General features: G+C 58.4%; 15 protein-coding genes. 2 read left to right on the top strand and 13 right to left on the bottom strand.

The window, feature by feature from the left end; translation table 11 throughout:
* Positions 1 to 304 precede the first annotated feature (304 nt).
* Both pssA and ilvY read right to left on the bottom strand, forming a co-directional pair.
* Positions 305 to 1,165, bottom strand: a complete 861-nt coding sequence (gene pssA, locus Q6D67_RS20775; RefSeq protein WP_304707685.1) for a CDP-diacylglycerol--serine O-phosphatidyltransferase — start codon at positions 1,163 to 1,165, stop codon at positions 305 to 307.
* Between the two features lie 33 nt (positions 1,166 to 1,198).
* Complete coding sequence (gene ilvY / locus Q6D67_RS20770; RefSeq protein WP_304707684.1) at positions 1,199 to 2,143, bottom strand: HTH-type transcriptional activator IlvY; 945 nt, start codon at positions 2,141 to 2,143, stop codon at positions 1,199 to 1,201.
* A 73-nt stretch (positions 2,144 to 2,216) separates the two neighbouring features.
* Between ilvY and ilvC the strand changes: the two genes are divergently transcribed.
* On the top strand, positions 2,217 to 3,689 hold the full coding sequence (ilvC, locus tag Q6D67_RS20765; RefSeq protein ID WP_304707682.1) for a ketol-acid reductoisomerase: 1,473 nt from the start codon (positions 2,217 to 2,219) through the stop codon (positions 3,687 to 3,689).
* A 20-nt stretch (positions 3,690 to 3,709) separates the two neighbouring features.
* On the opposite strand, the gene Q6D67_RS20760 is transcribed toward ilvC, so the two are convergent.
* From Q6D67_RS20760 to Q6D67_RS20745, 4 genes are all read right to left on the bottom strand, one after another.
* The gene (locus Q6D67_RS20760) at positions 3,710 to 4,096 is read right to left on the bottom strand and encodes a type II toxin-antitoxin system VapC family toxin (protein ID WP_304707680.1); all 387 of its coding nucleotides are present in this window, start codon (positions 4,094 to 4,096) and stop codon (positions 3,710 to 3,712) included.
* Positions 4,093 to 4,299 carry an AbrB/MazE/SpoVT family DNA-binding domain-containing protein gene (locus Q6D67_RS20755; RefSeq protein WP_304707679.1) on the bottom strand — a complete coding sequence of 69 codons (207 nt, stop codon included), beginning with the start codon at positions 4,297 to 4,299 and terminating at the stop codon, positions 4,093 to 4,095. The genes Q6D67_RS20760 and Q6D67_RS20755 overlap by 4 nt, the downstream gene beginning before the upstream one ends.
* A gap of 69 nt (positions 4,300 to 4,368) precedes the next feature.
* Entirely contained in the window at positions 4,369 to 4,860 is a 492-nt protein-coding gene (gene ilvN / locus Q6D67_RS20750; protein WP_304707677.1) for an acetolactate synthase small subunit, read from the bottom strand.
* Between the two features lies 1 nt (position 4,861).
* Positions 4,862 to 6,607: an acetolactate synthase 3 large subunit gene (locus tag Q6D67_RS20745; RefSeq protein ID WP_304707675.1), complete on the bottom strand. Its 1,746-nt coding sequence runs from the start codon at positions 6,605 to 6,607 to the stop codon at positions 4,862 to 4,864.
* 482 nt (positions 6,608 to 7,089) lie between these two features.
* Here Q6D67_RS20745 and Q6D67_RS20740 point away from each other — a divergent pair, with 482 nt between their 5' ends.
* Complete coding sequence (locus Q6D67_RS20740) at positions 7,090 to 7,548, top strand: DUF4124 domain-containing protein (RefSeq protein ID WP_304707673.1); 459 nt, start codon at positions 7,090 to 7,092, stop codon at positions 7,546 to 7,548.
* Positions 7,549 to 7,563: 15 nt separating this feature from the next.
* Here the strand turns inward: Q6D67_RS20740 and Q6D67_RS20735 are convergent, their stop codons facing one another.
* The 7 genes from Q6D67_RS20735 to clpB form a co-directional block, all read right to left on the bottom strand.
* Positions 7,564 to 8,004, bottom strand: coding sequence for a type IV pilin protein (locus Q6D67_RS20735; protein WP_304707671.1), 441 nt, complete (start codon positions 8,002 to 8,004; stop codon positions 7,564 to 7,566).
* A 25-nt stretch (positions 8,005 to 8,029) separates the two neighbouring features.
* Complete coding sequence (locus tag Q6D67_RS20730) at positions 8,030 to 10,417, bottom strand: hypothetical protein (RefSeq protein ID WP_304707669.1); 2,388 nt, start codon at positions 10,415 to 10,417, stop codon at positions 8,030 to 8,032.
* 28 nt (positions 10,418 to 10,445) lie between these two features.
* Entirely contained in the window at positions 10,446 to 11,681 is a 1,236-nt protein-coding gene (locus Q6D67_RS20725; protein ID WP_304707667.1) for a hypothetical protein, read from the bottom strand.
* Between the two features lie 70 nt (positions 11,682 to 11,751).
* Complete coding sequence (locus Q6D67_RS20720) at positions 11,752 to 12,573, bottom strand: prepilin-type N-terminal cleavage/methylation domain-containing protein (protein WP_304707665.1); 822 nt, start codon at positions 12,571 to 12,573, stop codon at positions 11,752 to 11,754.
* Positions 12,557 to 13,096 (bottom strand): GspH/FimT family pseudopilin, encoded by a 540-nt coding sequence (locus tag Q6D67_RS20715; protein WP_370552008.1) that lies wholly within the window; start codon positions 13,094 to 13,096, stop codon positions 12,557 to 12,559. The genes Q6D67_RS20720 and Q6D67_RS20715 overlap by 17 nt, the downstream gene beginning before the upstream one ends.
* Positions 13,097 to 13,348: 252 nt before the next feature.
* The gene (locus Q6D67_RS20705; RefSeq protein ID WP_370552009.1) at positions 13,349 to 13,615 is read right to left on the bottom strand and encodes a type II toxin-antitoxin system RelE/ParE family toxin; all 267 of its coding nucleotides are present in this window, start codon (positions 13,613 to 13,615) and stop codon (positions 13,349 to 13,351) included.
* A 155-nt stretch (positions 13,616 to 13,770) separates the two neighbouring features.
* A complete protein-coding gene (clpB, locus tag Q6D67_RS20700) occupies positions 13,771 to 16,347 on the bottom strand; it encodes an ATP-dependent chaperone ClpB (RefSeq protein ID WP_304707663.1) in 2,577 nt (858 codons plus the stop codon).
* Between the last annotated feature and the right edge of the window lie 305 nt (positions 16,348 to 16,652).

The following is a 16,652-nucleotide window of genomic DNA, read 5'->3' as shown; positions in this document are numbered from 1 at the left end:
ACCCAAATCTCGGCTCAGACACACTCGTTAATCATATAATCCAATAATGAATCGATGAGTCACTTGTTGTGCCTGAATAGTCGTACAACTATCCCAACAAGTGCCCACACATCTGTCTTCGTTTCCTTGTTAAATAACCCGGAAGCGCTCTGGCCGCCGGTTTCTCGTTGGTGGTTGCCCCCAACCGAGGATGCGCATTATACGTATCACTCGTGACCCCGCAAGGCCTTTTACAGAAATATTTCAAAGTATTCGCGACAGGCCGGGAAACTGCTCAATAAAGCAGCAAAAACCGGCAAACGCCTCAGAGAGCGGCTCGTTTCTCCTGGCGCCACCGCTGCAGCTGCATAATCGGGCCCGATACAGCATAGGCGAGAAATGCCAGCAGGAACATGCTCGGCGGGTTCAGGGTTACCAGGCTGAACACCAGGACCAGGACAATCATTGCCACGAAGGGCACCCGGCCGCGGAAATCCACAGTCTTGAAGCTGTAGTAGGGAAAATTGGCGATCATCAGCAAGCCGGTAACGGCAGTCAGTACCGCCACCAGAATGGCGACCACATGCGGTAACTGTTCTCCGACCCAGCCGAGATCGTGGCAGACCCATACCGTACTGGCAATGATCGCGGCCGCTGCGGGACTGGCGAGCCCGGTAAAGAAGTTTGTGTCCGCGGTGTCGATCTGGGTGTTGAACCGGGCCAGACGCAGGGCGGCACAGGCAACGTAAATAAATGCAGCGCTCCAGCCGAACTTGCCCAGCTCCCCCAGGGCCCAGCTGAACATGACCAGCGCCGGAGCCACGCCGAAGGACACCATGTCCGCGAGACTGTCGTATTCCGCGCCGAACTTGCTGGAGGTATTGGTCATGCGGGCTATGCGGCCGTCGAGCCCATCAAGCACCATGGCGGCAAATATGGCGACGGGGGCGCTCTCGAAATCACCGCGCATGGCGGCCACCACAGCGTAGAAACCCGCAAACAGGGCACCGGTAGTGAGCAGGTTGGGCAGCAGAAAGACGCCCTTCCGACGCACGGTGCGGCCGTTCTCCGAGAACTCTTCCTCGTGCTCATCGACAATCAGTTCCAGGGGCTGTGCAACTCCCTGCAGGTCGGCCTGAGAACCCTGCCCTGCCTCCCGGGTTTTGTCGTCCCTTGCGTCGCTCATAGTGATGACCGGATCAAATGGGCTGGCAGTATATCAAAGAGGGATGCCATAGGTCTGCCGGGCCACGCTCCACAGGGATTTGACCCGCGGGTCCGCCAGCCGGGAGGAAAGGCTTACCAGGCCGATGTCCAGCGGGCCCAACGGCTCCCACACCGGCACCGGGCTCACCCGGGCCGCCATACCGCTGGCCTGGATCACCAGCTCCGGCGCTATACCTACCCCCAGGCCCAGCCCAACCATGGCGACAATGGCTTCGTGCCCCGCGACCTGGGCATAAATCCGCGGCTTGCTGCCGCGCCGCTCCAGCCAGCCGTCGAGCATGTCCTTGGTTACCCCGCGCTCGGGGACGATAAAAGGAATACCCGACCAGTCAAACCCCGGTGAAGCCATATCACCGGACAGCATGCTGCGGCGCACGGCGCAGTCGGCGGCCGGCATGCATACCACCATGGGGGATTGCAGCAGGGAGAGAAAAGCGAGCCGCGAGGACAGGTATTCGGGCCGGCCACTCACCGCCACATCGTCCTGCCCGGACAGCACCCGTTCGATGCCGTCGGCCTGGTCGCCGGTGTGCAGCATGATTTCCACGCCAGGCTGGCGCAGGCGAAAGGCCTCCAACACCGGCGCCAGGATGCTGTAGCTTGCGGTGACCGAGCAGAACAGATTGACCTCACCGGCGAGCTGCTGGTCCCCGCGCATCTGCCGGCGCAGATCCTGCCATTCGGCAACGCTGCGCTGGGCGTATTGCAGAAACGCGCGACCGGCGGGCGTCAGCCGCATACTGCGCTGATCCCGCTGCAGCAGCTCCTGGCCCAGCTCCTCCTCCAGCCGCTGCACTGTGCGGCTGACGGCGCTGACACTCAAATGCAGGCGTTCAGCGCTGCGGCTGAAATTCAGCGAGTCGGCGACCGAGAGAAACACCTGCAGGGCCCGCATGTCCATGACTGCGATTTTGCGCTTTACGCAAATCTGTTTCAACTATTTAGCGTTTTACGCAATACACCGATTGCCGTAAGGTGGCGCGATCTTATCCCGCAATCGAGGTTTCCCCATGGGCCAGAACTACTTCAATACCCTGCCGCTGCGCTTGCAGCTGCAGCAACTCGGCAAATGCCGTTTCATGAATCAGTCCGAATTCGCGGACGGCGTGGAAAAACTGCGCGGCAAGAAGCTCGTCATCATCGGCTGCGGCGCCCAGGGCCTGAACCAGGGTCTGAACCTGCGCGACAGCGGGCTGGATGTCAGCTATACCCTGCGCGACAGCGCCATCGCCGAGAAGCGCCAGTCCTGGAAAAACGCCACCGACAACGGCTTTACCGTCGGCACCTACCAGGAACTGATCCCCAGCGCCGACCTGGTGCTGAACCTGACCCCGGACAAGCAGCACAGCGCCGTGGTCACCGAAGTCATGCCGCTGATGAAGCACGGTGCCTGCCTGTCCTACTCCCACGGCTTCAACATCGTGGAAGAAGGCATGAAAATCCGTGAGGATATCACCGTGATCATGGTCGCACCCAAGTGCCCAGGCACCGAAGTGCGGGAAGAGTACAAGCGCGGTTTTGGGGTGCCGACCCTGATTGCCGTGCACATCGAGAACGACCCCAACGGCGAAGGCCTGGAATTGGCCAAGGCCTACGCTGCCGGCACCGGTGGCCACCGCGCCGGCGTGCTGGAATCCTCCTTCATCGCGGAAGTGAAGTCCGACCTGATGGGCGAGCAGACTATTCTCTGCGGCATGCTGCAAACCGGCTCCATCCTCTGCTTCGACAAGATGGTGGAGAAAGGCATTGAGCCCGGCTACGCCTCCAGGCTGATCCAGTACGGCTGGGAAACGGTCACCGAAGGCCTCAAGCACGGCGGCATCACCAATATGATGGACCGCCTGTCCAACCCCGCCAAGCTGCGCGCCTTCTACCTGGCCGAAGAACTGAAGGACATCATGCGCACGCTCTACGAGAAGCACCAGGACGACATCATGACCGGCCACTTCTCCAGGACCATGATGGAGGACTGGGCCAACGACGACGCCAACCTGCTCAAGTGGCGCGCCGCCACCGCCGAGACCGCGTTCGAGAACACGCCCAACACCAGCGCAGAGATCAGCGAGCAGGAGTTCTATGACCACGGCATCCTGATGGTCGCCATGGTCAAGGCGGGCGTCGAACTGGCATTCGAAACCATGGTCGCCACCGGCATCATCGACGAGTCGGCCTACTACGAGTCACTGCATGAGACGCCGCTGATCGCCAACACCATCGCGCGCAAGAAGCTGTACGAGATGAATGTGGTGATCTCTGACACTGCCGAGTACGGCTGCTACCTGTTCGACCACGCCTGCCGGCCGCTGCTGGCGGACTTCATGGCCAACGTCGATACCGATGTCATCGGCAAGACTATCGCCGGCGACAACGGGGTGGATAACCAGGAACTGATTGCGGTGAACGAGAAGATCCGCAGCCACCCTGTGGAGATCGTGGGCCGCAGACTGCGCGGGTATATGACTGCGATGAAGCGAATTGTCTGAGCCGCAAGCCAACCGGGTTTTCAGGGCCCTTCGGGGCCCTTTTTTACGTACTTCACATTCGACAACCCTTCGAAGTCATTGTCCTCCGTCCAAAGCACGGCAGAATACTTTTGAGCGTTGGCGAAGATTATGCTGTCAGCCAGAGGAAGTTTGTGCAGGACGCCATACTTGGCCGCGTCCATTGCCAGCTCCGAATCCAGTGAGATCACTTTGCCCTGCTTCATATGCGCTGTGACAATCAAGGCCGCCTCCTCTCCACGCTGACGCAGCACATTCTCGAAAACCTCGGTGATGGTGATGCTTGGCACCAGCAGATCTGCCAGCTTCTCTATTGGCTTGGCGAATTCCGCAGAATTCTGGTCTCTGGCGAAGTACGACAACCAGGCTGACGAATCAACCACATTCATGCCCGGTCATCGTCCCTGGGAACCGTGGTATCAATCCCCTTCAGAAATCCTCTCATCGCCTTCATTGGCTTGAGGGGGATCACCTCAATTCGTCCCTGGTAAGACATCATCTGGACTTTCTGCCCGGCCACAATGCCCATGGAGTCGCGAGTTTCCTTGGGAATCACGATCTGAAACTTTGGAGAAACGGTTACTTCAGTCATGACGCCACCTATCGATAGAGGTGGTCAAGACAAGGGGTCAGGTCCGATGGACCTGACCCCGCGCTGCCGTTACAGCCGCAACACCTTCTCCCCACGGGCAATCCCCGCCACCCCCGAACGCACCACCTCGAGGATATCCGCCTCCGCCATCGCCGCGACGAAGGAATCGAGCTTCTCGCCGGTGCCGGTGAGCTGAATGGTGTAGGTATTGGGCCCCACATCCACGATCTGGCCGCGGAAGATGTCCGTGGTGCGCTTGATCTCGTCGCGCATCTGGCCGCTGGCGCGCACCTTGATCAGCATCATGTCGCGCTCGATGTGGGCGCCCTCGGTCAGGTCTACCAGCTTGACCACGTCCACCAGCTTGTTCAACTGCTTGGTGATCTGTTCCATGGTCTTGTCGTCACCGGTGGTGGTCAGGGTCAGGCGCGACAGGGTCTCGTCTTCCGTGGGGGCGACGTTCAGGGTCTCGATGTTGTAGCCGCGCTGGGAGAACAGGCCGATCACGCGGGACAGGGCGCCGGGTTCATTCTCCAGCAGAATTGAAATGATGCGTCGCATGTCAGGTCCTCTCGTTCTTGCTCAGCCACATATCTTTCATGGCGCCGTTGGGGGCCACGTGCATGGGATACACGTGCTCCATCGGGTCGATGAAGATATCGAGGAATACCAGCTTGTCCTTCATGGCGAAGGCCTCATCCATGCAGCGGTCCAGGTCTTCCAGCTTGGTGACCAGCATGCCGACATGGCCGTAGGCTTCCACCAGTTTGACGAAGTCCGGCAGGGAATCCTCGTAGGTGCTCATGGCGTAGCGGCCCTCGTACTGCATGTCCTGCCACTGCTTGACCATGCCCAGGTAGTTGTTGCGCAGGTTGATGATCTTGATCGGCGTGTTGTACTGGGTGCAGGTGGACAGCTCCTGGATGTTCATCTGGATGCTGCCCTCGCCGGTAACGCAGGCCACTTCCATATCCGGAAACGCCAGCTTTACCCCCATTGCCGCGGGCAGGCCGAAGCCCATGGTGCCGAGGCCGCCGGAATTGATCCAGCGCCGAGGCTTGTCGAACTTGTAGTACTGGGCGGCGAACATCTGGTGCTGGCCCACATCGGAGGTCACGTAGGCATCGCCCTTGGTTGTCCGGTACAGGCTCTCAATCACCTGCTGGGGCATGATGCGGTCGCTCTCGCCGTAGCGGCGCCCGGTCCAGAGACCGTGCTTGCCGCGCCACTCCTCGATCTGCTGCCACCAGCGGCCCAGCGCCGTTGCGTCGGGGAGTTGCGGCTCCTTCTCCTGCAGGTTGTCGATGATCTCCATCAGGTCCTGCAGCACCGACTGCACCGGGCCCACGATGGGGATATCCGCCGCCACGGTCTTGGAGATGGAGGTCGGGTCGATGTCGATATGAATAATCTTGGCACCCGGGCAGAACTTGCCTACCGTGTTGGTAACACGGTCGTCAAAGCGGGCGCCGACAGCGAGGATCACATCGCTGTGATGCATGGCCATATTGGCCTCATAGAAGCCGTGCATGCCCAGCATGCCCAGAAACTGCCGGTCCGTCGCCGGGTAGGCGCCCAGGCCCATCAGGGTGTTGGTTACCGGGTAGTTGAGCTTGCGCGCCAGGGCGGTGAGGAGCTCGCTACTTTCGCCCATGATCACCCCGCCGCCACTATAGATGATGGGGCGTTTGGCGCCCAGCAGCAGCTTGGCCGCCTTGCGGATCTGGCCGGTATGGCCGCGCTGGGCCGGGGAGTAGGAGCGCAGCTTCACCGCATCCGGGTAGTGGTACTCGAACTTTTCATCCGGGCGGGTGCAGTCCTTGGGAATATCGATCACCACCGGGCCCGGGCGGCCGCTGGTGGCGATGTGGAAGGCCTTCTTGATGGTGGCCGGGATGTCCTCGGCGCGGCGGATCATGAAACTGTGCTTCACGATCGGACGGGAAATCCCCACCATGTCGGTTTCCTGGAAAGCATCCTCACCGATCAGGTGGCTGGCTACCTGGCCGGAGAGCACCACCATGGGGATGGAGTCCATGTAGGCTGTGGCAATACCGGTAATCGCGTTGGTCGCGCCGGGGCCGGAGGTCACCAGCACCACCCCGGGCTTGCCGGTGGCGCGAGCATAGCCGTCCGCCGCGTGGGTGGCCGCCTGCTCGTGGCGCACCAGCACATGGGGCACCTTGCTGGTTTTGAACAGAGCATCGTAAATATGCAGGACCGCGCCGCCCGGATAGCCGAAAAGGTACTCGACGCCTTCATCTTCCAGGGCACGGGCGATCATTTCACCGCCGGATAACAACTCCACAATCTGTCTCCCAAATAACAAAAACCCCCGGCGCGTTACCCTCGCCGTGGCAGTTCAAGTTTATGTGTAGACGTTGCAATGACAGGTACCTGGACCGGTACCGGACTGGCGACGCCACCCCCTCGGGCGCGATACAATGCTCATGACAGGAAGGAAAACGATCACGAACACCCGTGTATCGGTCGCCCTGCGAGGTAGCGCAGTATCTGGCCCTCAACCCGGCCTGTAAGGCGCGAGCTGAATACGGGACTCACAAACAGCCACAGGGAATAATCACATCACTGCGGTGGACCAGTGGCCGAGGGTACCCGGCGGTAGTCGTTACCGTCTGCAAGACGCCGCTATTGTTTGCCGCAAAGGCTCGATTTGTCAACGGGCGCAGGCCCCGCGCGGTAATAATTGCCCGCGTTAGCGGATTGCGCCCCCGCCAGCGCTGGGGTACTTTACCAAAGCAACAGTCCAGTGGGAGAGGAAACATGCGCGTGCAACAAGTATTCTGCAAGGGCCTGCAGGGCAGCCTGATCGTCCTGCTGGCGGCCGGCAGCCTGCATGTCGGCGCCGCCGACAACTACTACCGCTGGCTGGACAACCGCGGCAACCCGGTGCACAGCGACCGGCCGCCGCCGGCCGGGATTGATTATGAGGTTATATCAACCAGTTCAGGACTGAAGCGGGTGGTGCCTGGGGAGCGGGGGGCGGTGCCGGCTGAAGTCAAACCGAGAGTAGGAAACGAGTTCAAGCCAGAACCTCGCAGGACAGAAGCAACCTCGTTCAAAAATCCCGAAATCTGTGCATCTGCCAGGAAAAACCTGAACACCCTGAAAACTCACGCCCGCCTGCAAGTTCGTGACAACCAGGGGGACATGGCTTACATCAGCGATGAAGAACGTTTGCGATTAATGAACGAGGCGCAGTCACTTATCGACCAATACTGCGAGTGACACCGGAGCTCGAACTCACCGCTTGACGCAGCCGGCAGGTGTATAGACACCTTCTTCATCAACCTCGATGAAGCGGCAATCCAAACCACTCTTTTGGTCTTTCTCTTGACCATTTTTCCCGGTGGCTCTAAGCGTATAGCCATCAGCATCCGCAGCCTGCACCGACAGCGTATAAAATTCATCAGGTGAATCCGCATCCAACACCATGGTGGAGTTGGCGGGAGTTGCGACATCGCAGACTCGCGCCACTCCCAGGCCGGTGGCATAGTGGGGACAATTACTACGGAACTTTTCCTGGCGCATCTGTCCGTTTCCCAGAGCAGCCATTGCATCGGACCGGCGCGCACTGCGAACGCTGTCCTGATAGGCGGGTACGGCGATGGTAAGCAGTACGCCCACCACCACCACCACGATCATCAGTTCAATTAATGTGAACCCCTTAGCGGAACTTCTCACAGAAACCTTCCTTCATCGAAAACATTCACCCACAAGGAATTGCCGGATTTGTGAGCCCAATAGTCACGTTCACGGTCTGATTGGCGTTCACATTAAGGTCGATCGGCAAGCTGCCAGCATCAGACGAGTTGGTGCCCGAAGTCATTAAGTACTTCGTTCCAGGACTGTTTTTCTTGGCCTTCGAGCATGCGGGCGAAATGGAGTAGGTGACGCTTTGCACCCCGGCTGGAATGGTACAAGTGTATGTGGCGCTGTCAGTTTGCTTCAGCTCCCCCCCAGGCGTTGGACCAGTGCATCCAAGAGAGTTCTCGGGGTTTACGGCAGGCGTCAGCGTCTCGCCTCCGCCTATACCTTGTACCGATATCGTGCCTGAAAGCTGGTAGGTAGCCACAGGAGTGACAGTTAAGTCTGGCCCAGCAACCTCACGAGGCGTCTCGCCGATATAGGTATTCAAATCCACATTTTTCTGCCCACCTTCGAAAGCAAGGGCGTACTCTGCAACGGTATGCGCGTAGAGAGACACCTGTGGCAGTGGTGAAGTTTCGGGGACAACGAACACGCACTCATATTCACGTCCCCCGACAAGGTAATTACCCACACTGCATCCTACATCGGCGTCGTTATACAGTGCGCCCAGCGCAAGGAGTCCACCGGACGGGGATAGCTCCGTACCTGGCGCGTCTCCGTAGATGAAACCCGATATGCGGTAAGTTGGATCCGTACTGGGTTCGAAAGTGAAAGTACAACCGGTTCCATCTGGATTCAGCGGATCAAGCGTAACAATACAAGGATCGGGAACGCTGCTTCCTCCTTGCGCCGAGATTTGAACGGCTCCGCTCTCAGTCGTGAAAGTACATGCATAGGCATTAGAAACGACGTTACACTGCCAAGTTGAGGCACCGTCCGATGCAACGACCGGCGGATTGCCGACCTGGTCAATCAACCCACCTGTGATGGTGTATTGGGTACCCGGAATCTCTGAGCAACTGTCGACATTGACGGCTGGATCGTAAACGTTGGAATACGAGCCTGTGTTGATATTTCTGCTGATGCTCTTGGAAGCGAGTTTCAAGCCACCCACTGTTTCCGCTTGTTGCTGACACTCCTTGCTTAAGGCGGCGGGCTGGGGGCTGTTGATTCCATCAACGATGAGAAAATCATGGCAGGAATAGGGCTTGTTGATACCCTGACTACGATCATCAGAATCACCCAGAGTTCCGTTCGGTCCGAAATTGTAAGAGAAGTAACTCCGCGCGGTATCACGGGTCGCAGCAGGACCGACCACCTCCTCAGAAAAGCAGACGTTGTAACCCGCGTTAGCTACGTTCAGCAACCCCACCCGGCCACGCCAGCCGCCTTGACCGACGTTTTCCAACACACCGGTAAGGGCAGTGGTAGGGCACTGGGTGACATCAGAATCATCGATGCCTTGCGGGCCATAGGCACAGTTGCCACCCACGTAGCATGTGTAAGGAGAGCTGGTCGCGCCAGGCTCGGGGCTGAACACGCAGTACGCTCCACTTTCTGAAACATTTAGAGTAAACAGATCAACGGGGAGGTAGGTGTCATTTATCTTTGTAGAGATTCGAGAATGCACTATACCCCGAATGGGAACCACCACACCGCCATTAAATCGAACTCTGGGGACGCAATAGTCCTTCCCATCGCCTTCCCCGACCACCACTTCAAACAATTCAATACTTTCCGAGCCGGCGTAGCCATCTTTATCAACACGACGAGCACGCAGGCCGCTCTCAAACGACGACGGTACTGGGTTAAGGTCAGAGCAAAGTTCACTTTTTGCCGCGTTAAGCCCGCTGGCTTGCACGACGAAGTAATCGCCCTCAATCTGCACCACATCACCCGGAGACACGTTCCCAATATCCGAGGGATCTAATGGCACCACTTCAGAGATGTCATCCGAAGCACCAGCGTTCAGACTAGGGGAAATCGCTGGACCACCGCCTCCCCCAAGACCTACCGCCAAGGCAGAGCTATTCGCACCGTGCAGAGAAAGCACTGTCTGTAGAACCACTTGGCCATCCGCCCAGCTACAGGTAGCTGTGACACGCTTTTCCCTGGCTATGTCGTCGGTTGTCACCCCCGGATCCGGCAGATTTTCCACCTCTAAAGTACGCGTGAAAACTGCGCTCTTGCCAGTGAACTGCTCTTGAACGGGATTCAAGTCTTCTTGAAAGGCTATAAAATCTGTCCTGGACATCAAACGACGGAGGTCTTCTATGCCACTTTCACAGTAGCCCCTGGCCTCCACCATCGCCTTGTTGTCCCGGCTTTCGCCAATGACCCCAACCTGAAACCGCGCAACAGCAAGCAAGCCGAGCGCAATCACAACCGTAGTTATGAGTACCTCAATCAGGCCAATTCCAGAATGTCCTAACCTATTCGATTTCATGGCTAACCTCCGAATCCCCGCCATAGGACTACCAATCTCGCCAGGAGCCGGGAATGACTACACCCGAATCAACTATGGGCGGTGGCGGCAGGCCGCCATATCCACCAAACGGCACGTAGACTAAGTTAAGAGTCCCTGCGCCAGTGTTGGGGCCGTTCTCACTAACCACCGTTCCGTACACAGTCGGCGTACCCGTGATCTTCAATTCTCCCGTCACATACAGCACGCCATAAAGCTCTCCGTTACCTGCAATTGAGAGATCGCCATTAATTATTATTACTACAGGTTCCTGTAAAGACCCAAAAACGCCACCATTCACCCCGGTATTGGTTGCAGACACATCCAGGTCGGCGGCATTACCCACCCAATACAAGCCGGATGTAACGTTGCCGGCCGTGTTGGCGGGGGGGAAAGTACCCGGATCAAGACGGTTTCCTCCGGCATCGGCCAGATCCCGCATTGCCTGTTTATCCTGCAGAAAGAACAACCCAAAAAACTCGTCGTCAGTAAGGTTAGCCAAACTCACGTCGCCCAGTACTACGTCAACACCAAAACCGGAGTTTCTGTTGGATACCAACTGGGCATTATTGGCAGGATCATTGTCCTGTAGTTGAGCTGGCGTGAAATCAGTAATTGACGTAAACGAGGGGCGCAGATAGGTGCCAAAGGAGTTACCGGCTACAGCGGCGCTATCCCCCGCCCAGACTGAAATGTCAGTATAACGGTTAATTATGCTGGCGTTGCCGGTCACTCCCACACTGGCACCCGTAACAAATGGCTGCTTCGGGCCGGCGCCATCCCGAAAGATTGGCACGGTGCCCAGGCAAGCCGATACCGTGCGTTGCGCCTCGCAGTCATCACTCCAGCCTACTGAGACGATTGTTCCTGACGCCGGATCGCCTCCAGCACCACAGCGATCATTAGCACCGGTATTGGCGAAATAGTACAGGCCGAGTGTGCGCGGAGTTGTCGGATCTGTCGGGTCGGGAAGAAAAATTTCCTGCGCGTCAGTCACCGGAGTAGCAGTGGTACAACTGGCCACCAGGGCATCCAGCTGAGCTTGTGTGGGAGCGGTAAGAGCAACGTCGATCCGGCCACCATCGGCATTGAACTGCGCGAGACCCCGATCGAACGCTGCCATGGCTGTCTCGACCGCCTGGCTGGTGCGGTAGTCACTTGCCGCGACCTGAGTTTCGTTAATCACAATTCGAGCACTGAACAAGGCGAGCAGCGAAACTGCTATTAACAGAATCAACGCAGTCAAAAGGGTTATGGCACCGTGTTGTGGATGGCAACCCCGTGAATGGAGAGGCGTTCTTTTCATAAGGTGCACCTCATGGCTCCACCCAGAGCCTGTCGTTAGCCACTTTAACCGTGGCAACAAGCGAACGCGAAATTTCCGAATCGCGTCCCATTTCGCCGGTCATCCGCACATTCACCAGTCTACGAGTAACCAGCGCATCCCCGGCTGCCGGAGCATCTGCGATGCCGCCCGAGCAGTCTGGTGTTGGGTCCGCAGCAGTGACGTCATCGTCCACATTTTCACACAAAGAGGTCTGGTCTTGCGGGGGGTAGGGTCCAGCCCCATCACTGCCATCAGCATCTGCTGCCAAATTCAAGAAGCTGAATTGCAAATCAGTGATTTGCACCACCTCGGAATCATCCTGCACGGTAATCCGCTCCCAGGTGCCATCGGCGTCAGCACAGCTCGCCAGCACGGTACCGCCCAAGCGGATATCGAGACTCCCATTATCATTCAAACGGAAGCCAAAACGCTCGTCATCCTGAAGCGCGCCGTCATCGTCGGAATCGTAAGAGTAGACGATACAGGCATTTCCGTTCCCGTCCCAATCAGTAAGGATTTGTATATCTTCATCATCGGAGGTAAAGGGGTTTAATAATGGGTCGGCACCGGCAACAACTCCCCCCCAGTATCCCGCGCGACGCAGGTCATTGGTCATAAAGAGTAGCAGCGAGCCCATGTCGTAATTGAGGCGAGCGGAGCGTACGGTGTCCGTAGAACTGAACACCATGGACAAATAAACTGCCACGGCAGCTCCAACCACCACGAGGCCCAGCAGTACCGACACCATCAATTCTACGAGGCTGAAGCCGGATTGCCGTTGGCCACTGCGAAAATTATCCACCACAGGCACCGTAGATCCCCTGAAGGGGCACACCATTCTCATCCAGTGGCATCGCAATCGGATTACAGATCACTACCCGACCCGCTACACTTACTTGCACCTGGGCCGCGTAGTGGCGGGTGGTGAAGACTGAGTCCAAATCTGTGGACGTGCCTCTTCTGGAATCAAAAACCGAATCACCGGAGGTCGCCAGGCTCACCACCGGAAAACTGGCACCAGATATACGCTTGATATCACAAAAATCCAACTCAGTGTCGTCGACCTCGTTACAATCACACGTAACCGTGCCAATGCCATAACACCATGCTCCATCATCGCCAGCAGCGCGGCTGAAAAAGGTGTTCCTGCTGCGTTTGATCGCTTCCATGCGAGCGACCTGCACATCGGACTTGAAGCCCTGGGTCGCCTCCTTCAGCCGGTTGCGCTCGATAAGTTTCTGGTAGCTTGGCGCCCCCAAGGTCAACAACACTGCGACAACGGCGATAACCACCATCAGCTCTATCAGTGTGAATCCTCGGACTTGTCTGGTCATAACACTCTGGCTGCCGCGTGTATGGGCACAATTAGCTCTAAGCCATCCCCTTTTACAGTATAGTCAAATACATACGCCACCAAATTTACCACTTATTGCAAAAAAAACGGTCACTGGGTAGCACAGTGGGGGCCACCACATGCCGGCAAGATGCAAAACTGCCAACAATGTCACAGTTTTGCCCTTCCGGGGTCAGTAATAATGTGCAGGGCATCCGAAATGGTCATCCCAGTTACGCGAGTGTGGAAGCTCTCAGGTACGCGTCTTGCGTGAGGAATAAACCCGGCTTTTCTCCCGTATGCCAACCGCGAGTACATACAAGATCAATTCATTATCCACGACCTCATAGGCCAGGCGGCACCCTGCGGAACGAAGCTTGATTTTGTAGACCGAGTCATAGCCATTCAATTTTTCAGCTGGCACTCTCGGGTTTTCCAATCTCTCCGCCAGCTTTTTCTTGAACTGGCTCCGTATGGGAGCTGCGGCTTCTGCTAATACTTGACCCCTAAGAACCTCTATTTTGATCCATATTTAGGTCTTTTATTAGCCCGTAACCATCAAGGGCGCCATTGGTCGCAGACCCTCAGCATTTGCCGACGCGCGATCGCCCGCGGACAAGGTGAATGGCCGCGCAGCGGACAGAGAAGGTGGCCTGGGCCAGCGGGCTCCCACCATCATTGCTTGCCGAAGGCCGTGCCTTCCCCTGCGATATCCACCGTAATGGTATCGCCGGGAAGGAACTCGCCGGACAGGATGCGGTTCGCCAGCGGGTTCTCCAGTTCGTGCTGGATGGCGCGCTTGAGCGGGCGGGCGCCGTACACGGGGTCGTAGCCCACCTCCGCCAGGCGATCCATGAAGGCGTCGGTGATCTCGATCTGCAGCTCGCGCTCGGCGAGACGCTTGCGCAGGGATTGCAGTTGAATGTCGGCAATGCCGCGGATCTGGTCCGCACCCAGCGGGTGGAACACCACCGTGTCGTCGATGCGATTGATGAACTCGGGCCGGAAATGGCGCCCGACCTCACCCATCACCGCCGCCTTCATCGCGCTGTAGTTCTCCTCGCCCGCCATTTCCTGGATCAGGTCGGAGCCCAGGTTGGAGGTCATCACGATCACGGTGTTGCGGAAGTCCACGGTGCGGCCCTGGCCGTCGGTCAGGCGGCCGTCTTCCAGCACCTGCAGCAGGATGTTGAATACATCCGGGTGCGCTTTCTCTACCTCGTCGAGCAGCAGCAGTGAGTAGGGCCGGCGGCGCACGGCTTCGGTCAGGTAGCCGCCCTCCTCATAGCCAACGTAGCCGGGGGGCGCGCCGATCATGCGCGCCACGGAGTGTTTCTCCATGAACTCCGACATATCGACGCGTACCATGGCGTGCTCGCTGTCGAACAGAAACTCGGCAAGGGCCTTGCACAGTTCGGTCTTGCCCACCCCCGTGGGGCCGAGGAACAGGAAGGAACCGTTGGGCCGGTTCGGGTCCGACAGGCCGGCGCGGGAGCGGCGCACAGCATCGGAAACCGCCTTGACGGCCTCATCCTGGCCCACTACGCGCTGGTGCAGGGACGCCTCCATGCGCAGCAGTTTCTCGCGGTCACCTTCCAGCATTTTCGACACGGGAATACCGGTCCAGCGCGACACTACTTCCGCCACCTCTTCTTCGGTGACCTTGTTGCGCAGCAGGGTGTGCTCGACGGTCTCCGCCTCCTGCGCGGCCTGCATCTGCTTTTCCAGTTCCGGCATTTTGCCGTACTGCAATTCCGACATGCGGGTCAGGTCACCGGCGCGGCGGGCAGCTTCCATGTCCAGCTTGGCCTGCTCGATTTCACTCTTGATCTGGGCCGCGCCCTGCAGGGAGGCCTTTTCCGCCTTCCACACTTCCTCCAGGTCGGAGAATTCGCGCTGCACCTTCTCGATCTCCGCATCCAGCAGTTCGACCTGCTTTTTGGCGGCGGGGTCCTTGTCCTTTTTCACCGCCTCGCGCTCGATCTTGAGCTGGATCAGGCGCCGTTCCAGTTTATCCATGGCCTCCGGCTTGGAGTCTATCTCCATGCGGATGCGGCTGGCGGCCTCGTCGATCAGGTCGATGGCCTTGTCCGGCAGCTGGCGGTCGGTGATGTAGCGGGTGGACAGTTTGGCGGCGGCGATAATCGCGCTGTCGGTAATGTCGACCCCGTGGTGCACTTCATAGCGTTCTTTCAGGCCACGAAGGATGGCGATGGTGTCCTCCTCGTTGGGCTCCTCCACCAACACTTTCTGGAAGCGGCGCTCCAGGGCCTTGTCCTTCTCCAGGTACTTGCGATACTCGTCCAGGGTCGTCGCGCCAACGCAGTGCAGCTCACCCCGGGCCAGCGCCGGTTTCAGCATGTTGCCCGCATCCATGGAGCCCTCGGCCTTGCCGGCGCCGACCATGGTGTGCAGCTCGTCAATAAACAGGATAATGCGGCCTTCCTGTTTCGAAAGCTCGTTCAGTACTGCCTTCAGGCGCTCCTCGAAGTCACCGCGGAACTTGGCACCGGCCAGCAGCGCGCCCATGTCCAGCGACAGCACACGTTTGTCCTTCAGGCCCTCGGGCACCTCACCATTGATGATACGCTGGGCCAGGCCCTCGATGATCGCGGTCTTGCCGACGCCGGGCTCGCCGATCAGTACCGGGTTGTTCTTGGTGCGCCGCTGCAGCACCTGGATGGTACGGCGGATTTCGTCGTCGCGGCCGATGACCGGGTCCAGCTTGCCCTCCTCGGCGCGCTCGGTCAGGTCGATGGTGTACTTGTCCAGCGCCTGGCGGGATTCTTCGGCTTCGGGGTCGTTCACGGCTTCGCCTCCACGCACCTGTTCAATCGCGGCCTGCAGGGCAATGGCGGTGACGCCGTGCTGCTTCAGCAACTCCCCGGCACCGCTTTTGCTTTCCAGCATGGCCAACAGCACCAGCTCACTGGATATATAGGTGTCGCCGCCCTTCTGCGCCAGCTTGTCGCTGACGTTGAGGATGCGACCCAGGTCGTTGGACATGTGGACATCGCCACCGCTGCCGCTGACGGTCGGCAGCGCCTCCAGCGCCTTGCTCACCGCGGCAGTCAACCCGGCGATATTGGCACCGGTTTTCTGCAGCAGCGGGCGGGTGGAGCCGCCCTGCTGCTGCAACAGCGCTGCCAGCAAGTGTACCGGCTCTATGAAATTGTTGTCTTTGCCCAGGGCCATGGACTGGGCATCGGCCAGCGCCAGTTGCAGCTGGTTGGTCAGTTTGTCCATTCTCATCCGTTCATCTCCTTTGCGCCGGCGTACTCGCGGGCGCGATCATTTCGCAATGATGGATAAATGGGGTGGAAAAGGCCCTATTTCAAGTGTGGGCTTGGCGACGGAAGGCGGTTTACCCGGCAGTTACATAAATTCATTGGCATACGGTGGTGATCTCCTGCGCGCAGGGTGGACGAATTTGATGTAACGCGGTCCTTGGGGTGGCAGTGCGGTTTGGCTAAGATACTGGTTATGCATGGGTCTTCCCCTATTCGGGTGGATCCATAGCCATTTTTCTGCTCTCCCCCTAAAATTCCAGGCTCCTA

Source organism: Haliea sp. E1-2-M8, from assembly GCF_030649675.1.
GTDB lineage: Bacteria > Pseudomonadota > Gammaproteobacteria > Pseudomonadales > Halieaceae > Haliea.
The sequence above is the reverse complement of the archived record's forward strand: the minus strand, read 5'-3'. Positions and strand labels throughout refer to the sequence as shown.